Below are 18,976 nucleotides of genomic sequence, written 5' to 3'. Positions count from 1 at the left end.
TTCGGACCGTATCCTCTCGCTATGACCTGGTCGCGTGCGCTCAAGGAAGCCGCTCGTTCGGGGCTGACCATCGAGCGGACCAAGCTCACCCCGCTGATCGCCATCCGCGGCACGGCCGGCGTCGCCCTCGTCATCGGCCTGTGCCTGTGGCGCGGCGACCCGGCCCTGGCGGTGTCCTCCGCCTTCGGCGCGTTCGCCGCCGGAACCGTCACCTTCCAGCGCAGCATGCGGCCGCGCCCGGTGCTCGCGCTCGCCGTGGCCGGCGCGCTGGCGGTCTCCACCTTCCTCGGCTATCTGGCCGCCGCCCGTCTCGTCGCCTTCGTCCTGCTGCTGGCCGGTTGGACCTTTCTGGCCGGGATGACCTGGGCGATCGGCCCGGTCGCCGGGCTGGTCGGCACCCAGACCGTGGCGATCATGCTGGTCACCGTCACCCTGCCGACGTCCGTCCTCGGCGCACTGGAGCACGCCGCCCTGATCTTCTTCGGCGGTCTCGTCCAGGCCACCCTCATCGTGGTCTTCCCGATCCGCCCCTGGGGCGTCCAGCGCGATGCGCTCGCCGACGCACTGGCCGACGAGGCGGACTACGCCCGGCGGCTGCGGCACGACCCGGTCGCCCCGTTCGACCCGTCGCCCCTGATGGACGCCCGGCTGGCCTCCGCCGTGACCCCACGTCAGGCCAGGCGCCGCCCCGTACAACTGCACGGCCCCCGCGGCCTGGCCGAACGCGTCCGGCCGGTCCTCGCCTCCCTCGCCGACCCGGTCGTGGGCGCCCCTCTGGAAGGGCCCGAACGCGACCGGGCCCGTGATCTGCTGGGCGCCGCGGCCACCGTCCTGGACGCCGTCGCCCACGCGGTACGGCACGCCAGACCGGTCCGGCTGCCCCCCGAGGCGATGGCCATTCTGGAGGTCCCCGCCACCGGCCCGATGCTCAACGGGGCCGCCCGGCGCTCCGGGTACCGGCTGATCTCGCTGCTCGCCGACGCCGTCGAGCTCACCGACGAGCCGGTCCGGGCCACCCGCCCCACCACCGAGGCCGAGCGCGGCCATCTGCTGCGCCCCAGCGTCCCCAGGCTGGTGCCGGGCGCGCTGCGCTCCCTGCACCGCGAGGCGCGCTGGTCCTCGCACATCCTGCGGCACGCGCTCCGGGTCTCCGCGGTCGCCGGCGCCGGCTATCTGCTGGGCACCGCGCTGCCGTTCGGCCACGGCTACTGGGCGCCGCTCGCGTCCGTCATGGTGATGCGCCCCGACTTCGCCCAGACCTACTCCCGCGGCATCGCCCGCTTCATCGGCACCCTCGTCGGCGTGACCGTGGCGGGCGCGCTGATGGCCCTGGCGCATCCGGGCATGTACGTCAGCGCCGGGCTCGCCGTGGTCTGCGTCTGGCTGATGTATCTGCTGATGCGCACCGGCGTCTCGGTGACCTCGGCGTGTGTGGCCGCCTATGTCGTCTTTCTGCTCGGCCTCGCCGGTGCGGGCTGGGAGCAGACCGTCCAGGAACGCCTCGTGCTCACCCTCCTCGGCGGACTGCTCGCGATGCTGTCGTACGCGCTGTTCCCCGCCTGGGAGACCCCCAAGCTCCGCGACCGCCTCGCCGAATGGCTGGAGGCCAACGGGCGCTACGCCCTTGCCGTGTTCGACCTCTATGCGCAGCCCGCCGAACGCCGCCCCCGGCAGGTCCGCGACGCCCTGCTGGACTCCCGCGCCGCCCGCCTCGCCTGGGAGGAGAGCGAGGCCCGCGCCGAGAAGGAACCCGTACGCCACCGCGGTCTGTCCCTCGCCTCGGCGAACGCGGCCAGCGCCGCGCTCGCGACGATGGGCCGGGGCACGATGATCCTGGAGGTCCATCTCCCCGAACGGGACGCCGCGGCCTCACCCGGTGCCACCGCGTTCGCCTTCGAGCTGCGCGCCTCCCTGGAGGAGGCCACCGGCGCCGTGCGGGAGCGGGGCGAAGTGAACTGGAGTGACCTGCGAGCCGTATGGGAGAGGTGGGACGCGGAGGACGAGAGCCGTGGTGTCGCCCTGCGCGTCGCGGAACTGCAGCTCGACGCCCTCGACGAGCTGGCGGAGGCGCTGTCCCGGGAGCCGGACGCGGAGCAGGGGGCGGACCCGGGGACGGAGGGGAGCGGCAACCGGTGAGGCCGGGGCGTGGAGGGCGGCGGCGATGCGCCGGGGGGCCGCCGCGAGGGAACCATTCCGGGCCCCCGGTAGTCTTATCAATTGCCCGCAATGAACGCCATTGCTCGCCCATGGGGTTGTCTGCGGCGCAATGCCCCAGGATCCCACTCCGTCGCGAGAGAGCACACGAACCCCCCATGGCGTCCAGCACTTCGTCCGGTACGTACGACATAGGCATCGACCTCGGCACGGCCAACACCCTGGTGTACGCCCGCGGCAAGGGCGTGGTGCTGAACGAACCGTCCGTCGTCGCGGTCAACGCCGCCGGCGAGGTGATCGCCGTGGGCGCGGACGCCAAGCGGACCATCGGCCGTACGCCGTCCGGGATCACCGCGATGCGCCCCCTGCGGGAGGGCGTCATCGCCGACTTCGACGCCGCCGAGCGGATGCTGCGCGCCCTGATGAAGAAGGCCCTGCCCAGCCGCCGGTTCTCCCGGCCGCGGGTGGTCATCTGCGTCCCCTCCGGTGTCACGGGCGTCGAACGGCGCGCGGTCATCGATTCCGCCCGGGGCGCCGGCGCCCGCGAAGTGCACCTCATCGAGGAGCCGATGGCCGCCGCGATCGGCGCCGGCCTGCCCGTGGACGAGCCGGTCGGCTGCATGGTGGTGGACATCGGCGGCGGCACGACCGAGGTCGCCGTCGTCTCCATGGGCGGTCTGGTCACCGCCCAGTCCGTACGGGTCGCCGGCGACGCCATGGATGCCGCCATCGCCGCCCACATCAAGAAGAAGCACTCCCTGGCCATCGGCGAGCGCACCGCCGAGGACATCAAGATCGCGATCGGCTCGGCGGTCCGGACCCCGGTCGAGGTCGACGAGGAGGGCGAGCCGGACCGCCGTACCACCTACACGGTCCGCGGCCGCGACCACGTCAGCGGCCTGCCCCGGATCCAGGAGATCAGCGAGGAGGAGATCCGCGACGCGCTGGCCGAACCGGTCGAGGCGATCGTCCGCGCCGTCCACCGCACCCTCGACGAATGCCCCCCGGAGCTGTCCGGGGACATCATCGAGCGCGGGATCGCCCTCACCGGCGGCGGTGCCCTGCTCCGCGGCCTGGACCGCCGGCTGCGCCAGGACATGGGCGTCCCCGTGGTGGTCGCCGACCAGCCCCTGGACTGCGTGGTCAACGGCACCGCCAAGTGCGTCGACGAATTCGCCTCCCTGCACGGCCTGCTGACGGGCGCGAAGGAACAACCGCGGCGGACCGTGCGGTTGTAGGGGGAGGCCCCGGGGCGCGGGGCCTTCGTCCGGCCGCGTTTGCCGTTGCGGCAAGAATCCTCGCGTGCGCCGTGACGGCACCGCCATGATCGTGGGGAGCGGTCGCGGGGACCGCGGGCGGCGCCGGCCGGTGACCCGCGCGCCCTGCGCCACCCACAGGCCGCGCCACCACCGGCGCCGCCGAACTCGTCGAGGAGCATGCATGCCGCAGTCCGCCAAGACCCCGCCCACGCCGCCCGCTTCCTCTGCCGCCCCGGCACACCGGCCGACCGACGGCCTGCCGCCCGAGGCGGTCCGCCGCACGGTGGAGGTCCCCGGCGGCCGCATCCACCTGGTGGAGCAGGGCAGCGGCCCCCTCGTCCTCATGGTCCACGGCTTCCCCGAGTCGTGGTACTCCTGGCGCCACCAGCTCCCCGCGCTCGCCGCTGCGGGCTACCGGGCGGTCGCCGTCGACGTACGGGGCTACGGGCGTTCCTCGCAACCCCGTGACGTGGCGGCCTACCGGATGCTGGCCCATGTCGCCGACAACGTCGCGGTGCTGCGCGCCCTCGGCGAGGAGAGCGCGATCATCGTGGGCCACGACTGGGGCTCACCCATCGCCGCCAACACGGCGCTGCTGCGGCCCGACCTCTTCACCGCCGTGGCGATGCTGAGCGTTCCGTACACGCCCCGCGGCGGGATGCGGCCCAGCGACGCCTTCGCCCTGCTCGGCGGGCCCGGGGAGTTCTACGTCAGCTACTTCCAGGAGCCGGGCCGGGCGGAGTCGGAGATCGAACCCGATGTCCGCGGCTGGCTCGCGGGGTTCTACGCCGTGGCCTCGGGCGATGCCGAGCCGCCGTCCGACGAGGGCCACATCGGACAGTTCACGGTCCCCCCGGGCGGAAAGCTGTCCGACCGCTTCCCCGCCGGCCTGTCCCTGCCCTGGCTCACCGGCGCCGATCTCGACTTCTACGCGGGCGAGTTCGAGCGCACCGGCCTGACCGGCGGACTCAACCGCTACCGCAACGTCGACCGGGACTGGGAGGACCTCGCCGCCTGGGAGGGGGCCGCCCTCACGCAGCCGTCGCTCTTCATCGGCGGGGAGCGCGACGCCCCCACCAACTGGATGGCCGACGCCATCAAGGCGTTCCCCCGCACCCTTCCCGGCCTGTCCGCCTCCCACATCCTCGAAGGCTGCGGCCACTGGGTCCAGCAGGAACGTCCCGAGGAGGTCAACCAACTCCTCCTCGACTGGCTGCACTCCCTGCCCGCGCCCTCCGCTCGGACGGCCCCCTAGGGGGTGTCCGGCCCTGACCCGTCGGCCACCCCCTGAGCGCTGCCCTGCGCCCTGCCCATGTAGGCCGCCAGACCGTCCAGGATCCGTTCCAGGCCGAACTCCCACGCCTGGTTACGGGAGGTGTGGTCGGCGCCGGTGCCGGCGACGGCCGCGGCGAGCGCGGGGAAGCGGTCGGCGCGGCCGGCGAGCAGCTCGTTCAGCGCGGCGCTCATGACCTGTTCGGGCTCCGTGGCCCGCGCGCTGTCCAGCCCCATCGACGCCGACACCTCGGCGATGGTCCGGATATGGCCGTGCACCACGACCACGGCGTCGAGCTGCTCGCCGCCGGTCAGGCCGGTGTCCGCGAGCGCGGCGAGGGCGCGCTCGGTCCAGCCGAGTTCGTTGGGGCCCATGACGCGGGGGCCGACGGCCGCGCCCAGCAGCCAGGGGTGCCGGTGGTAGACGGCCGTCAGGGCCTCCGCCCAGGTGCGTAGCGCCACCCGCCACCGTCCGCCGTCGTCCTGGCCGGGGCCGCCGGGTGCGGGTGTGCCCGGGGGTTCCCCCATCGCCGTGTCGATCATCAGCGCGACCAGCTCACTCTTGCCGGGCACATAGCGGTACAAGGACATCTTGGTGAAGTCCAGTTCGGCCGCGACCCGTTGCATGGAGACCGCCCCGAGCCCGCCGGCGTCGGCGAGGGCCATGGCCGTACGCGTGATCCGCTCCAGGCTCAGGGCCGGTTTGGGGCCGCGACTGGGCCGCTCGCGCCCGCCCCACAGCAACGCGACGCTGCCCGCCTGATCCCCGAACACGCTGTGCTTGTCGTCGTCTCCAGCCATCTCCGCATCCTAAAACTGTGTCCGGGGTACACAGAACAGTGTCCATCGGATACAGTTTCTCTCGTCAGTACGACGGACCGACGGGGGAGCATGCGATGACGTACGAAACGACGGCGGGGCGCGAGGGTGCGGTCCGGCCCGGCCGGACGCCGGGGCGGCGAACGGCGCCACCACAGCGCTCAGTTCTGATCTCCGGCGCCAGCGTGGCCGGCCCGGCCCTGGCCCACTGGCTCGGCCGCTACGGTTTCCGGCCCACCGTGATCGAGGTGGCTCCCGCCCTGCGCGGCGGCGGCTTCGCGGTCGACTTCCGCGGGGCGACACAGCTGACGGTCCTGGAACGCATGGGTGTCCTGGACGACATCCGAAGCCACAGCACGGGCGGCGGCACGCCACTGACCTTCATCGACGGCCAAGGCCGCCCCCTGGCCGCGCTGCCACCCGAATTCACCGGCGGCGAGGTCGAGATACTCCGCTCGGAGCTCTCCCGCATCCTCTACCGGCACAGCCTGACCCCGCCCGGCACCCACCACACCCCCGGCGGCCCGCCCGAGGACCTCGTCCGGCCCGAGTACCTCTTCGGCGACTCCGTCTCCTCGCTCACCGAGACCGCCGACGGCGTCCACGTCACCTTCGAACGGGGCGCGCCGCGCACCTTCGACCTCGTGATCGGCGCCGACGGTCTGCACTCCACCGTGCGCCGGCTCGCCTTCGGCCCCGAGAAGGAGTTCGTCCGCCACCTCGGCTACTACGTCGCCGCCTGGGACCTGCCCGAGGACGCCGGAGACCTCGGCGCCCGCGCGGTCGGCTACGGCGAACCCGGCCGCCTGGCAACCGTCGGCCGCACCCCCCGCCGCACCGAAGAGCCGGGCTACGCGGGCGAAGCCTTCTGTGTCTTCGCCTCCGAGGAGGAGCTGATCCACGACCGGCGCGACCCTCGTGCGCAGAAGCGGGCGATAGCCCGGGCCTACGAAGGCGCCGGCTGGCGGACACCGGAGCTCATCGAAACGCTCGGGAAGGCCGATGACCTCTACTTCGACTCCATCAGCCGCGCCGATGTACCGAACTGGTCCACGGGCCGCATCGCCCTTCTCGGCGACGCCGCCCATGGCGCCACGGTCGGTGGCATGGGCACCGGCGCGGCGATCATCGGCGCCTATGTCCTCGCCGGAGAACTCGCCCTCGCCGAAGGCGACCACCGGACGGCCTTCGCCCGCTATGAACAGAAGCTGCGCCCCTATGTGACCGAGTGCCAGCAAGGCGGCCGTGGCGCCGGTGAGTTCCTGGCCCCGGCCACCCAGGAAGCGATCGACGCCCGCAACGCCGCCCTGAACACCCCGGCCGCCGTCGCCGCCATGCTGCAACAGGGCCACGACATCTCCGCCGCCATCACGCCGGACGACTACCCCGCACTGGTCGCGGCCGCCGGCTTGGCGAGGTGGTGAACCGGCCGCTTTTCGAGCTGAGCCGAATGGGTGTTTTCGGCGTCAAGGCGATTGCCCGGTGTCACCTCTTCTGGGTTACTGGTGCTGCCTGGTCGGTGGGCCGTCCATCCCCCTCGGGCTTCCGCAGTCGGCCCACCCTCCAGCCCTCTTCGCTGTGCGGGGTCCGAAGGACGGTCAGCAGCACGACGGCCCTTGTGCACCGCACGGGTGTGACCGGCCACTGTGCGCCGTCTGTGTCGTCCTCCTCCACGGCCGGCTGCTGCCAGTGCTCGGATCCCGGCTTGTGAGCCATCTCTGCCACGAGCGGGCCGAGCAACGAGCTCAGACAGCAGGAGGACCTCCATGTCCACACCCACCGTTCAGCCGGCGCTGCCGGCCTCCCCGTTGCCGTTCGGGCCCGTGCTGCTCGGCGTACTGCCGAACTCGGGGCCGATCACGGGCGGCAACACCGTGCAGCTCGTCGGGCTCGGCCTCGCCGGCGCCACCAATGTCCTTTTCGGAACGTCGTCGGCGACCGTCGTCGGGCAGGACCCGCTGGGGCTGACCGTCACGGTCCTGGCCCCGGCGCACGCCGCGGGCGCCGTACAGGTCACCGTCACCACCGGTAGCGGTACCAGCAACCCGGCGACATACGTGTACGTGGCGTCAGTCCCGCCGACGGCCGCGGCCATCACCCCCAACTCGGGGCCGACCGCGGGCGGCACCACGTTCGTCATCGCCGGTACCGGCCTGCAGGGTGCCACCGTCACCATCGGGGGCAATGCCGCCACCGTCGTGGGCACGGACCCCACCGGCAGCGTCCTGTTCGGTGTCACCCCCGCGGGACCGCCCGCAGGAGGCAACGTCCCGGTCGTGGTGACGACCGCGGGCGGCAGCACGGCCGTCCCGGGCGGCTACACCTACTACCCGGCGCCTCCGACGGTCACCGGAACGGTGTCGCCGTCCTCGGCGGCAGCGGGTGCCACGTTCAGCATCGTCGGGACCAACCTGTTCGGGGCGACCGTGCTCTTCGGGGCCGCGGCGGCCACCGGCGTGGTGGTCAACGGGGGCGGCACGTCCCTGACCGGGGTCGTCCCGCCGGGCACGGTCGGGTCGACCGTGCAGGTGACCGTCCAGACGGCGGGTGGCACCGCCAACGCCGGGTCGTTCACCTACCTGTGACGGCCCGGTGCACCCGATGACGGCCCGGCTCCCGGCCGAGGTCCGCCGGCCGCACTCGGCCCGCCCGGACCCGTCCGGGCAGCTCGGAGCTGTCACCCCGTAGGGGGGCGCCGGAAAACGGTGCGGCCCCCGCCCGTCGTACGGGCGGGGGCCGGACTCGCCGGTGGCTCCCCATGGCTCTCCGCGGACCGCAGCGGCCCGTCGGGGGGCAGGTACCGCCGGGCGTCCTGCGGAGGGCGCCCGGCGGCGCCGCACAGCAAGGGCAACGGAAGCCCGGCATCCGCCATCCATGTCAGCCCGGTGTGCCGCAGATCCTGGCGTCGGAGGTACTCGTGACCGAGTTCGGCCACCACGTCGTCCCAGCGGGTCGTGTCCCGCAGTACCGCGGCGGTGAACCGGCTCCGGTGCGGACCGGTGAACAGCCGCGCCACGGGTGTGTGACGTGCCGCCTCCAGCCGGCCGGCCGCCAGTTCCCGCACGGCGGGCCGCAGCGGCACCACCCGCTGGTGTCTGCCGCGGCAGGCGCGGTCGTCCAGGCCCTCGGGCTCGTGCACGGTGAAGCGCTGGACCTGCCAGGTCCAGGTGCTCATATCGATGTCCTGGGCCTGCAGGGCGGACACCTCGCTGAAGCGGGTACCGGTCCAGGCGGCGAACCGGACGATGTCGCCCCACCCCTCATAGCCGTCCGAGGACCGCTGGACCAGGGTGGTCGCCAGCCGCTCCAGCGCGGGTACGTCCGGCAGGGCCAGCGCCCTCGGAGCGGTGCGTTCGGTCTGGGCCCGCTGGTACTCCTGCTGCCAGCCGGACACCCGGGCCGGATTGGCGTCCAGTACCCCGTCCCGCACGGCCTGTTCCAGGACCCGGACGAGGACGGCGAGGCTGTTCTTCACCGTCGACAGGCCGCACTCGTCGGCGATCCAGCAGTGCAGCGCACGGTTGACGACGCGGCGGGTGACCTTCCGGATGAGGACCTGCCCGATGCTGGGAACGACACGCAACCGCCACCCGGCCTGGTAGGGGGACATGGTCAGGGTTTCCAGGCCGTGCATCGCTGCCGGCCACCTCCGTTCCCCGTAGTCGGCGAGTGACATCGTGTGGGTGTCGGCCTCCTCCGGAAACCGGCCCCCGGCGTTATGGTTCATTGTCGAATCACCCTTGTCTGCTGAGGAGTTATTCGGTCGCCCGGTACTGATGGCGTGATTCGTCGTGAGCGCGATACCGGCGTCGAGGAATGGCGATGACTTCATGCCTGCGGACGGTGCGGTGAACTGCGGGCCCCGGCGGAGAGCGCTTTGACGTGCTGTCCGCCGAGGAGGGGAACAACAGCCGTCCATGGTCGGCAAAAGAGCCGACTCTCCGGCATGCACGGCCCGTACCGGCATCCTGCCGCGACTGCGTCACCGGTACGGAAGGATTTTGAATACCATCTTCAACTTGGTTATGCTGGAAGGAAGTTGTGCGAGCGGCGAGGGCGTTGCCGGTGCCGCAGTGACTTCCGGCGTCCGGTCGTCGCCGGTCCGGCGCCTCCTATTGGCAGCAGGCCGGTTGTCGCTGCGTCCCACGCACAAGAATGACAAGCGGCGAGCTTGCTGCTGCGCACGGTTCTACAGCGCCACCGAGCAGGAGCAGTGAGCAATCAAACGCTTCATCAGTCATGAGTGGAATAAAGGCATCTCCTCCGGCCATTGCGCAAGTTGGTACGAGTTGCTTCTTTTCGCGCTGCTCCGAACGGGTGGCCTTATCGGTTGACTGTTGTAGCCCGCCGAACCGCATGGATAACTAGTCGCATCCAACCGGTGGGCCGCCCATCCTCTCCGGGGAGCGGCACCTGGCCTACCCGTTGGCCCGGCCCAGCGCCTGGTTGCGGTCAGACCGAGATGCCGTATGGGCGTCCCCGGTAGAGGGTTTTGGATCCGTCAGCCGGTACCGATACGTCGGTACCGGCTGATCGGCCCCCACATTCGGTCAGGGGGCTTCATGCGAACCATTTCCATTATTCGCTGGGTCAACGGTCCACGCGCCTTGACCCCGGGCCTCACCGTGACAGCACCGGCAGTTGCCCGGTCCGGCGGTGACGCGACCCTCACGACCCCGCCGCCCGGCTCGGAAATCACTCTCGTCACCGCCGGCGACGCGACACTCGCGGCCGGCAACGGCGCAGCGGCGCCGGCGCCGTCCCGCAGCTGTCCGCCCCGCGCTCCGTACGACAAGAGCGCCGGCTCCGCAGGGCTCCCGCACGACGCCACGCCGGTTCCCCCGTCGCAGCTGCCCACCGCCACCGCCCCTCATGGCCCGGCGGCACCGGTCAACTGCGCTGCGCTGAAGGCGCATTACTCCCTCCGTGGCGGAGGCCTCACCTCCGGCAACGGAAGCGTGCCGACGACCGCCGGCGGCGTCGCCGGCCACCCCGTCGGCCACCCCGCCGGTCCCGTAGGGGACCTCCGCCGCGGCTCCCGTCCGGCGCTCCCCACGGGCGCAGTGGTCCCGGGCGGTACCCCGCGCCCGGCCCCGCGCCCTGCCGGCGCCCCCCTGCCCGTCTTCCGCCACGGGACAGAGCCGGCCGCCTGAGGCCGGCCGGCCACCGTTCCACCGCGTCCCGGGGCAGCCCGGCGCACTCCCCGCAGCCGTCCGGGCCCGGCCCGGCAGCCGCCCCGCAGTGATCCGCAGCCGGGTTCCCCCGACCGCACATCTGAAGCCTTCCCCCAGAAAACCCACTGCGACAGAACACCGGAGGTCAGCATGGCGCAAAGAAGAATGGTGATCCTCGTCGACGGGCCGGAGGGAAACGCCCTGCCGCAGCATGCGCGCGACAATGCGGGCGATCCCATAAGGATCCTGCGGGGCAACGGGTACGAGCGTTTCGAATTCTACGGCGAATACGCGGACTTGGGCGGAGAGCCGGTCCCCGTGTACCGCTGGTGTTACCGCACAAGAATCGCCGAGTAGGTGCTGTGCGTCCCGAAGAAGAAAGAGATGTGCAGAGGAGAACGATCATGTTGAACCGCGTGAGGGACGGAGTCCTGTCGTGAACCGAGAATCTGGTAAAGACGAAAGCCGAAGCGACGACCGGAATGTTGTGGTGACCGGTGTCGGATTCTGTCTGCCCGGTCGTACGGAGCCGGTCTTCACCGCCGACGACATGTGGGACGTCGTCTCCAACGGCCAATCCTGCCTCAAGCGTGACGAGGTCTACTACGGCTCGGTCCAGCTCACCCAGGAGATGTTCGACGAGCGTCTCCCGGACGTTCCGCCGTTCTTCTCCCAGCATTACACCTCGGCGCACCGTTTCGGTCTGGTATCGATGGCGGAAGCCACCACCGATGCCGGGCTGACTTTCTGTGGCGGTGCACTGAGTGAAGCCGCCATTCTGGTCGGGCGCGGGGGTGTGGACTCCAATGTCGAAAGCTATCTTTCGGTGCTGAGTGCCGATCCCGGAAAGACCTCCGCACCGGAGGCCATGGAGTTGTTCGTCGCGGCCCAGCAAGCCGTGACACCCTCCGATGTCGCATTGGTACAAGCGGCGCTGACGCAGTCCAACGGCCCCTGCTACACCGTCTCGTGCGGCTGCGCCTCGTCCGCCGTACAGATCGGCAACGCCCGGCGGTTGATCGCCCGCGGCGAGGTCGATGTCGCGGTCGTGACCGGCGTCGACGTCTTCAACGTCCACCTCATCCAGAACATCCAGCGGCTGCTGAGCGGGGCCCAGCAGACCTACGACGCGCTCCGCACGACCGACATGCCGGAACTGCTGCCGTCCTTCAGCTCCCTCATGCGGCCCTACGACCGCCGGGCGGACTGCATCAACCACGGCGAGGGCGCGGCGACCGTGATCCTGGAAAGCCGGGAGCACGCCGCCCGGCGCGGTGCGCACATCTACGGCCAGGTGCTGGCCACCGCCATGACCAGGGACGGGCTGGCCAACCCCCTCGCGTGTGACGAGACCGGCGCGGAACTCGTCACCGCCGTCCGCCGCTGCCTCGGTGAGCGGTGGCGGATCGGCGATGTGCCGTACGTCCACGGCGGCAGCGACGGCAATGTCATCGTCACCGCCTTCGAGGCGAACGCCATCAAGGAGCTGTACGGCCCGGACAACGACGTCCTGATGACGTCTCAGGAGGGCTGCTTCGGCCACAACGGCGCACCGGCCGGCTGCCTGGGCGTCGCCATGACGCTGATGATGATGGAGCGAGGGCAGGTCTGCCCCACCGCCAACTGCGAGCAGCCGGCCGACGGGCTGCCCTTCGACCCGGTCCCCGGCGTGCGGCCGCGGCCGCTCGACTTCGACTACGCGCTGAGCTTCAACTACCAGGTCGGCGGTGTGAAGAACGCCATTCTCCTCGGCAGTCCGGAAGCCGTGTGACCACGGGCAGATCACCTCCCACGTACGGAGACCCGATGAGCAACGACATGCACGGCTCGACAGCCGAGATGCGACCCACCCACGAGACGGACCAGATCGCGGTGATCGGCATGGGATGCCGGCTCCCCGGCGACACCGACTCGCCCGCCGCCCTGTGGCGGCTGCTGGTCGAGGAGCGGGACGCGGTGGGCGAACTGCCCCCGGAGCGCCGGCGCCTTGTCCCCGAGGACTCCCCGGGGCCGGGGAGCAGAGCACCGACACCCCGTCAGGGCGGCTTCCTGCGCGAGGTGACGGGCTTCGACGCCGCGTTCTTCGGTGTCGCCGGACGGGAGGCCGACGTCCTGGACCCCCAGCACCGCCTGCTGCTGGAAGTCACCTGGGAGGCCCTGGAACACGCCGGCCTGCCACCGGACCGGATGAACGGCACCCCCACGGCCGTCTTCGCCGGGATCAGCTACAGCGACTACATGGACCGGCTGGCCGGGCAGCCACAGGAACTGGAGGGGTCGATCCTGACCAACGGCCACTGCGTGGCCGCCGGCCGGATCTCCTATCTGCTCGGTCTGCAGGGACCGTGTGTGGCGCTGGACACCGCCTGTTCCTCCTCGCTGGTGGCCGTGCACATGGCACGCCGGGCGCTGATGGCCGGTGAGTGCGACCTCGCGCTCGCCGGCGGCGTCACGCTGAGCTTCCAGCCGCGCATCACCCGGTCCTTCGCCAGGATGGGCATGCTGTCGGCCGGCGGGCGCTGCCGGACCTTCGACGCCGACGCCGACGGGTTCGTCCGGGGCGAAGGCTGTGGCGTCGTGGTGCTGAAACGTCTCTCTGACGCCGTAAGGGACGGTGACCGGGTCCTGGCGGTGCTGCGCGGCTCGGCCGTCAACCAGGACGGCTCGTCCGAAGGGCTGGCCGCCCCGTCGGTGACCGCCCAGACGGCCCTCTACCAGGAGGCCCTCCGGCAGGCCGGCGTCGACCCGCGGGACGTGGGCATGGTGGAGGCCCACGGCACGGGCACCCCGGTGGGGGACCCGATCGAGTTCGCCAGCCTCGCCGGCGTCTACGGCAACGGGCCGGGCCGTTGCGCCCTGACCTCGGTGAAGACCAACGTGGGGCATCTGGAACCGGCCGCCGGAATCACCGGACTGATCAAAAGCGTGCTGTGCCTGCAACGCGGCACCATCCCGGCCAATCTGCACTTCCGGCGCTGGAACCCCGCCATCTCCGCGGCGGGCACCCGCTTCTTCGTCCCCACCGAGCTGTCCGCCTGGCCCCTGAGGACGGTCACCCGGCTGGCCGCCGTGTCCTCCTTCGGCTTCTCGGGAACCAACGCCCACGTCCTGCTGGAGCAGGCTCCGGAACGGCCGGCCGCCCGGCACCAGGGCTCCGGGCGGCCGGCCCAGGGGCCGTCCGAGGTCTTCCTCGTGTCGGCCGGCTCATCGGAGGTCCTGCCGGCCGCGGCCACCCGGCTCGCGGACTGGATGGAGGGCGACGGCGCGAACGTGCCGCTGCGCGACCTCGCGCACACCCTCGCTCTCCGGCGCTGCGCGGGCCGCGGACGGCTGGGCGTGGTGGCCTCCGCACGCCGGGAACTCGTCACTTCCCTGCGGTCCTTCGCGGCCGGGCAGCGGAACCCGGCGGTCGTGACCGGCGCCGTGGGCGCCGCCGTGGAGCGGCAGCCGGTGTGGGTGTTCTCCGGCCAGGGCTCCCAGTGGCCCGGCATGGGGCGCCAACTGCTCAAGACCGAACCGGCGTTCCTCGACGCGCTGACCGAGGTCGACGAGCTCATCAAGGCACAGAGCGAGGTCTGCGTGCTCGACGTGGTGCGGCGCGGTCAGCCGGTCCACGGGTGCGGCACCGTGCAGCCGGTCCTGTTCGCGCTCCAGATCGCCCTCGCCGCCACTTGGCGCTCGTACGGCGTCGAACCCGCCGCGGTCATCGGGCACTCCATGGGCGAGGTCGCGGCGGCTGTGGTGGCCGGGGCGCTGACCCTGGCCGACGGGGTCCGGGTGATCTGCCGGCGCTCCGGGCTGCTGAGCGATATCGCGGGCTCCGGCAGCATGCTGAGCGTCGGCCTGGACGCCGCCACCGTGCGGGAAGAACTCGCGGAGAGCGCGGCCGACACCGTGTCGGTCGCCGTCCTCTCCGCACCCGACTCCACCGTCGTGGCCGGAAGGACCACGGAGGTGAGCCGGCTGGCCGCCGCCTGGGAGGCCCGGAAGATCCCGGTGTTCCCGATCGCCGTGGACGTCGCCTCGCACTGTCCGCTGGTGGACCCGGTGCTGCCGGCCCTGCGGTCGGCCCTGGCCGGTCTCGATCCCCGCTCGCCCAAGGTGCCGTTCTACTCGACGGTCGTCGAAGCAGGCGAGACGCCGGCCTTCGACGCCGACTACTGGTGCGACAACCTGCGCCGCCCGGTGCGTTTCGCCGAGGCGGTGGCGGCCGCGGCGGCCGACCGGCACATGGTCTACACCGAGATCTCACCGCACCCCGTGGTCACCCACTCCGTCGAACGGAGCCTGGCCGGTCTCGTCACGGACCCCGTCGTCCTGCCCACGCTGCGCCGTGAGGAGGACGAGCAGGCCACCTTCCGCACCCAGCTCGCCGCACTGCACTGCGCCGCCGTGCCCGTGAACTGGCGGCAGCTCTACGGCGAGGGCAGCCTCGTGGACGCCCCCACCGTCACCTTCGACCGCCGCCACCACTGGGCCGACGCCGCCCCTTCCACGGAAGCCGCCGACGCCGCCCCCCGGGCACAGCTGCCCGGCCACCACACCGAATTCCCCGGCGAACCCGTGCGGCACTGCTGGCGCGCCGACACCGGCACCGAGGCGCTGCCCTGGCTCGGGGACCACCGGGTGCACGGCAACGCGGTCTTCCCGGGGGCGGCGCACTGCGCACTGGCGCTCTCGGCCGCCTGCGAGGTCTTCGGCGCGGCACCGCACGAAGTGGAGGTCACCGACGTCCACTTCACCCAGCTGCTGCGGCTGGAGGCGGAGACCGAGGTCTCCACCGTCGTGACGATGACCGCACCGGACCGGGCGCAGTGCGAGGTCCTCGCCCGGAACGAGACGGGCGACTGGGAGGTGCAGGCGGACGCGGTGCTGCACCGGCTGAGCGTACGGCCCGAGCTGCGGCCCAGATCCGTCGACGCCATGAGCCTGCGCCACCCGCTGTCCCTGGAGCCGGCCGCCCTCTACGACAGCCTGCGCCGGCGCGGTCTGGAGCACGGCCCGGCGTTCACCGGTGTGCTCGAACTGCACACCGGCCGCCACAACGACAGCTTCTGGGCCAAGGTCGGGGTCCCGCCCCAGGCCTGCACCCCGCCCCCCGGTCTGCCGGTCCATCCCGTCCTCCTCGACGTCTGCGCCCAGCTCGCCGTGGCGCCCCTGATCAACGAGGACGACCAGTCACTGGTGCTGCCGGTGAGCATGCAGGCGGTACGCATCCTCGGCGATCCCGCGAGTGCCGTGTACTGCCACGCCCACGTCAGCGAGATCACCGCGCAGGCCATCGTGGCCAATGTGCGTCTCCTGGACGACAGCGGCGCCGTGGTCCTCGTCGTCAACGGTCTGCGCTTCGCACGGCGGGCCGTACGCGACACTCCGGAGATCGACGACTGGCTCCTCGAAATCGGCTGGAAGTCCGCACCCCGTGCGACTCCGGACGGTGGCCATGCACCGGGGAGCTGGGTCATCGTGGGCGAAGCGGACGGCTCGGCCCAGGCGCTGGCCGCTGCGCTGCGCTCCCGCTGCGCCCGCACGGTGGTCTGGGACCGTCCGCTCGACGACACCTCGCTCGGGGTGTTCCGCGATGCCCTCACCGGCCGCCTGGCCGCCACCCTCGAAACGCCGCGCGGGGTGGTGCTGGTGTGCGGACGCGCCCAGGGCGGCGAGCCCGCCGTGCAGTCCTTGTGGCGCACCCGCCGGCTGCTCGGCGCGGTGCAGGCGATCACCGCCGGCTCCTCGTCGCCGCGTCTGTACGTCGTCACACGGGGCGCCCGCAGCGTGCTGCCGGGCGACGAGGTCGACCTCGGGCAGAGCGCGGTGCGCGGACTGCTGCGGGTCGGCGCGCTGGAACACCCCGAGATCCGGCCGGTGCTGGTGGACGCCGACCCGCACGACGCCGATCCCGAGGAAGTGGCCCTGGAACTGCTGGCGGACGCGGAGGACGACGAGGTCGCCCTGCGCGCGGGCAGCCGGCACGTCGCCCGCCTGGAACATGCCGCGCCGAACGGCGGGCAGGACCGGGCCGCCACCCCCTGCACCGTGCGCTACGGCGCGGACGGCTTCCGGCTGCGCGCGAGCCGGCTGGGCGATCTGTCGAGCCTGGAGTACGCCGCCACCGGCCGGCGCGCACCGGCGCCCGGCGAGGTCGAGGTGCGGGTCACCGCCGCCGGCCTGAACTTCCGCGATGTGCTCACGGCGATGGGCCTGCTCCCCGGCGACCTGGACGTCCGCTACCGGATCGGCTTCGAATGCTCCGGTGTGGTGAGCGCGGTCGGCGCCGGGGTGGAGCGCCCACAGGTCGGGGACGAGGTGCTCGCCGTCGATCTGCGCGGCGGAGCGTTCGGGTCCTTCCTGACGCTGCCCGCCGAGGCGGTCGCTCCCATCCCGTTCGGCATCGAGCCGGTCGCCGCGGCCGGGCTGCCGATCGCCTTCCTGACCGCCTGGTACGCGCTGCGCTCGGTCGCCCGGCTCGCCGCCGGTGAGCGGGTGCTGATCCACTCGGCCACCGGCGGCACCGGTCTGGCGGCGATCGCGGTGGCCCGGCTGCTGGGCGCCGAGGTGCTGGCCACGGCCGGCAGCGAGGACAAGCGCCGCTTTCTGCGGGGCATGGGCATCAGCCACGTCATGGACTCCCGCACGCTGGAATTCGGCGAACGCACCCGCGAGGCGACGAACGGAGAAGGCGTCGATGTCGTCCTCAACTCGCTGTCCGGCGCGGCCATCCGCACGGGCCTGGAGACACTGCGCCCCTTCGGCCGGTTCGTGGAGCTGGGGGTGCGCGACATCATGGCGGACGCTCCGCTGGGAATGCTGCCGCTGCGGCACAACATCACCCTGAGCACCGTCGACCTGATCGAGCTGCACCGCAACCGCCCCGATACCTTCGCCTCGGTGTGGAGGGAGGTGCTCGGCGCGTTCGAGGAGGGGCGGCTCAAACCCCTGCACTGCACGGAGTATCCGCTCGCGGAGGCCACCACGGCCTTCCGCACCATGGCGGCCGCCGACCACATCGGCAAGCTGGTGCTGACCGTGCCCGGCGAGGGTGACGCCCCCGCGGTGCTGCCCGAGATGGACATGCCCGTGGAGGAGGGCGGTGCCTATATCGTCACCGGCGGTCTGCGCGGCCTGGGCCTGGCCACCGCGAAATGGCTCGCGGCACACGGCGCCGGCCACCTTGTGCTCAACGGCCGCAGCGCCCCGCCCCCCGAGGTCGCGCAGACGCTCGCCACGGTGATCGGGCGGACCGCGAAGGTGTCGGTGGTCCTGGGGGACATCGCCGATCCGGATGTCGCGCAGCGGCTGGTGTCCACCGCGGTGACCGACGGATTCCGGCTGCGCGGGGTGGTGCACTGCGCCATGGTGCTGGACGACGCCGTGATCACCAACGTGGCCGACGAGCAGCTGGAACGGGTCTGGATGCCGAAGGTCGTCGGGGCCTGGCATCTCCACCACGCCACGGAGGGGCACCCGTTGGACTGGTTCGCGGCGTTCTCCTCGATGGCCTCGCTGCTGGGCAACCCCGGTCAGGGCGCCTATGCGGCGGCGAACTCCTGGCTCGACGGATTCGCGGCCTGGCGCTCCGAACAGGGGCTGCCCACCGTGGCGGTCAACTGGGGGCCGTGGGGCGAGATCGGTGTCGCCACCGACTTCAGCCGCCGCGGATACCGCACCATTCCCACGGACCACGGCCTGGCGGCGCTGCGGACGCTGCTGGCCCGCCGGCGGGTGCAGACCGGGGTGCTTCCCGGCCCGCCGGACACCTGGATTCCGCCGGCCGGCCGTCATCTCCCGTTCTTCAGCCAGGTGTCCGGGCAGGCACCGCCGGACCGGACCCCGCCGCCCGAGGAGGCCGAGGACATGCGTGCCCGGCTCACCGCACTGCCTCCCGGCATGGCCAGACGGGCCGCGCTGGAAGAGCATCTGGCGGGGCACGTGCGTGACGTGCTGCGGCTGGGGGAGAGCTCGCTCGACCCGCAGACGCCGCTGAAGTCGCTGGGATTCGACTCCCTCCTGGCCATGGAGCTGCGGGTGCGCATCGACCGCTCCTTCGCCCTCTCCCTGCCGAGAAACTTCGTCTGGGAACATCCGACCCTCGCCGCTCTCGCCGCCGGTGTCGCCGAGCAGCTGGGCCTGGAGCTGACCGCGAACTAGGGCGCGGGTCACCGGGGATCGCATACGCCCGGCGGGCTGTTCAACGGCCCGCCGGGCGTCAGCCTGTCCGTTTCCCCCTCGGCCTCCTGTGCACCGGGCCGCACAAGAACACCCGGGAAAGCACGCCCCTCACCGCTCCTTCTCTTCCTC

General features: G+C 72.1%; 10 protein-coding genes. 8 read left to right on the top strand and 2 right to left on the bottom strand.

What is annotated here, in order from left to right:
- The first annotated feature begins 21 nt into the window (after positions 1 to 21).
- From ACWGI6_RS16495 to ACWGI6_RS16485, 3 genes are all read left to right on the top strand, one after another.
- Positions 22 to 2,136 carry an FUSC family protein gene (locus tag ACWGI6_RS16495; RefSeq protein ID WP_453268150.1) on the top strand — a complete coding sequence of 705 codons (2,115 nt, stop codon included), beginning with the start codon at positions 22 to 24 and terminating at the stop codon, positions 2,134 to 2,136.
- Positions 2,137 to 2,312: 176 nt separating this feature from the next.
- Positions 2,313 to 3,392 (top strand): rod shape-determining protein MreB, encoded by a 1,080-nt coding sequence (gene mreB, locus ACWGI6_RS16490; protein ID WP_453268149.1) that lies wholly within the window; start codon positions 2,313 to 2,315, stop codon positions 3,390 to 3,392.
- Positions 3,393 to 3,594: 202 nt separating this feature from the next.
- Positions 3,595 to 4,668, top strand: a complete 1,074-nt coding sequence (locus ACWGI6_RS16485) for an alpha/beta fold hydrolase (protein WP_453268148.1) — start codon at positions 3,595 to 3,597, stop codon at positions 4,666 to 4,668.
- Here ACWGI6_RS16485 and ACWGI6_RS16480 read toward each other — a convergent pair.
- Positions 4,665 to 5,486: a TetR/AcrR family transcriptional regulator gene (locus ACWGI6_RS16480; protein WP_453268147.1), complete on the bottom strand. Its 822-nt coding sequence runs from the start codon at positions 5,484 to 5,486 to the stop codon at positions 4,665 to 4,667. The genes ACWGI6_RS16485 and ACWGI6_RS16480 overlap by 4 nt on opposite strands.
- Positions 5,487 to 5,581: 95 nt before the next feature.
- Between ACWGI6_RS16480 and ACWGI6_RS16475 the strand changes: the two genes are divergently transcribed.
- Positions 5,582 to 6,928, top strand: a complete 1,347-nt coding sequence (locus ACWGI6_RS16475) for an FAD-dependent monooxygenase (RefSeq protein ID WP_453268146.1) — start codon at positions 5,582 to 5,584, stop codon at positions 6,926 to 6,928.
- A 342-nt stretch (positions 6,929 to 7,270) separates the two neighbouring features.
- Complete coding sequence (locus tag ACWGI6_RS16470; RefSeq protein WP_453268145.1) at positions 7,271 to 8,089, top strand: IPT/TIG domain-containing protein; 819 nt, start codon at positions 7,271 to 7,273, stop codon at positions 8,087 to 8,089.
- A 92-nt stretch (positions 8,090 to 8,181) separates the two neighbouring features.
- Here the strand turns inward: ACWGI6_RS16470 and ACWGI6_RS16465 are convergent, their stop codons facing one another.
- Positions 8,182 to 9,231: a tyrosine-type recombinase/integrase gene (locus ACWGI6_RS16465; protein ID WP_453268144.1), complete on the bottom strand. Its 1,050-nt coding sequence runs from the start codon at positions 9,229 to 9,231 to the stop codon at positions 8,182 to 8,184.
- Positions 9,232 to 10,828: 1,597 nt separating this feature from the next.
- On the opposite strand from ACWGI6_RS16465, the gene ACWGI6_RS16460 reads away from it, so the two are divergent.
- From ACWGI6_RS16460 to ACWGI6_RS16450, 3 genes are all read left to right on the top strand, one after another.
- Complete coding sequence (locus ACWGI6_RS16460) at positions 10,829 to 11,035, top strand: DUF5988 family protein (protein ID WP_393906218.1); 207 nt, start codon at positions 10,829 to 10,831, stop codon at positions 11,033 to 11,035.
- 130 nt (positions 11,036 to 11,165) lie between these two features.
- Complete coding sequence (locus ACWGI6_RS16455; protein WP_453268184.1) at positions 11,166 to 12,449, top strand: beta-ketoacyl synthase N-terminal-like domain-containing protein; 1,284 nt, start codon at positions 11,166 to 11,168, stop codon at positions 12,447 to 12,449.
- 35 nt (positions 12,450 to 12,484) lie between these two features.
- Positions 12,485 to 18,826: an SDR family NAD(P)-dependent oxidoreductase gene (locus ACWGI6_RS16450; protein ID WP_453268143.1), complete on the top strand. Its 6,342-nt coding sequence runs from the start codon at positions 12,485 to 12,487 to the stop codon at positions 18,824 to 18,826.
- The last annotated feature ends 150 nt before the right edge of the window (positions 18,827 to 18,976 follow it).

It is taken from the genome of Streptomyces sp. NPDC054786, assembly GCF_053611685.1.
Note: the sequence above shows the minus strand (reverse complement) of the source record. Positions and strands in the feature narration are given on the sequence as shown.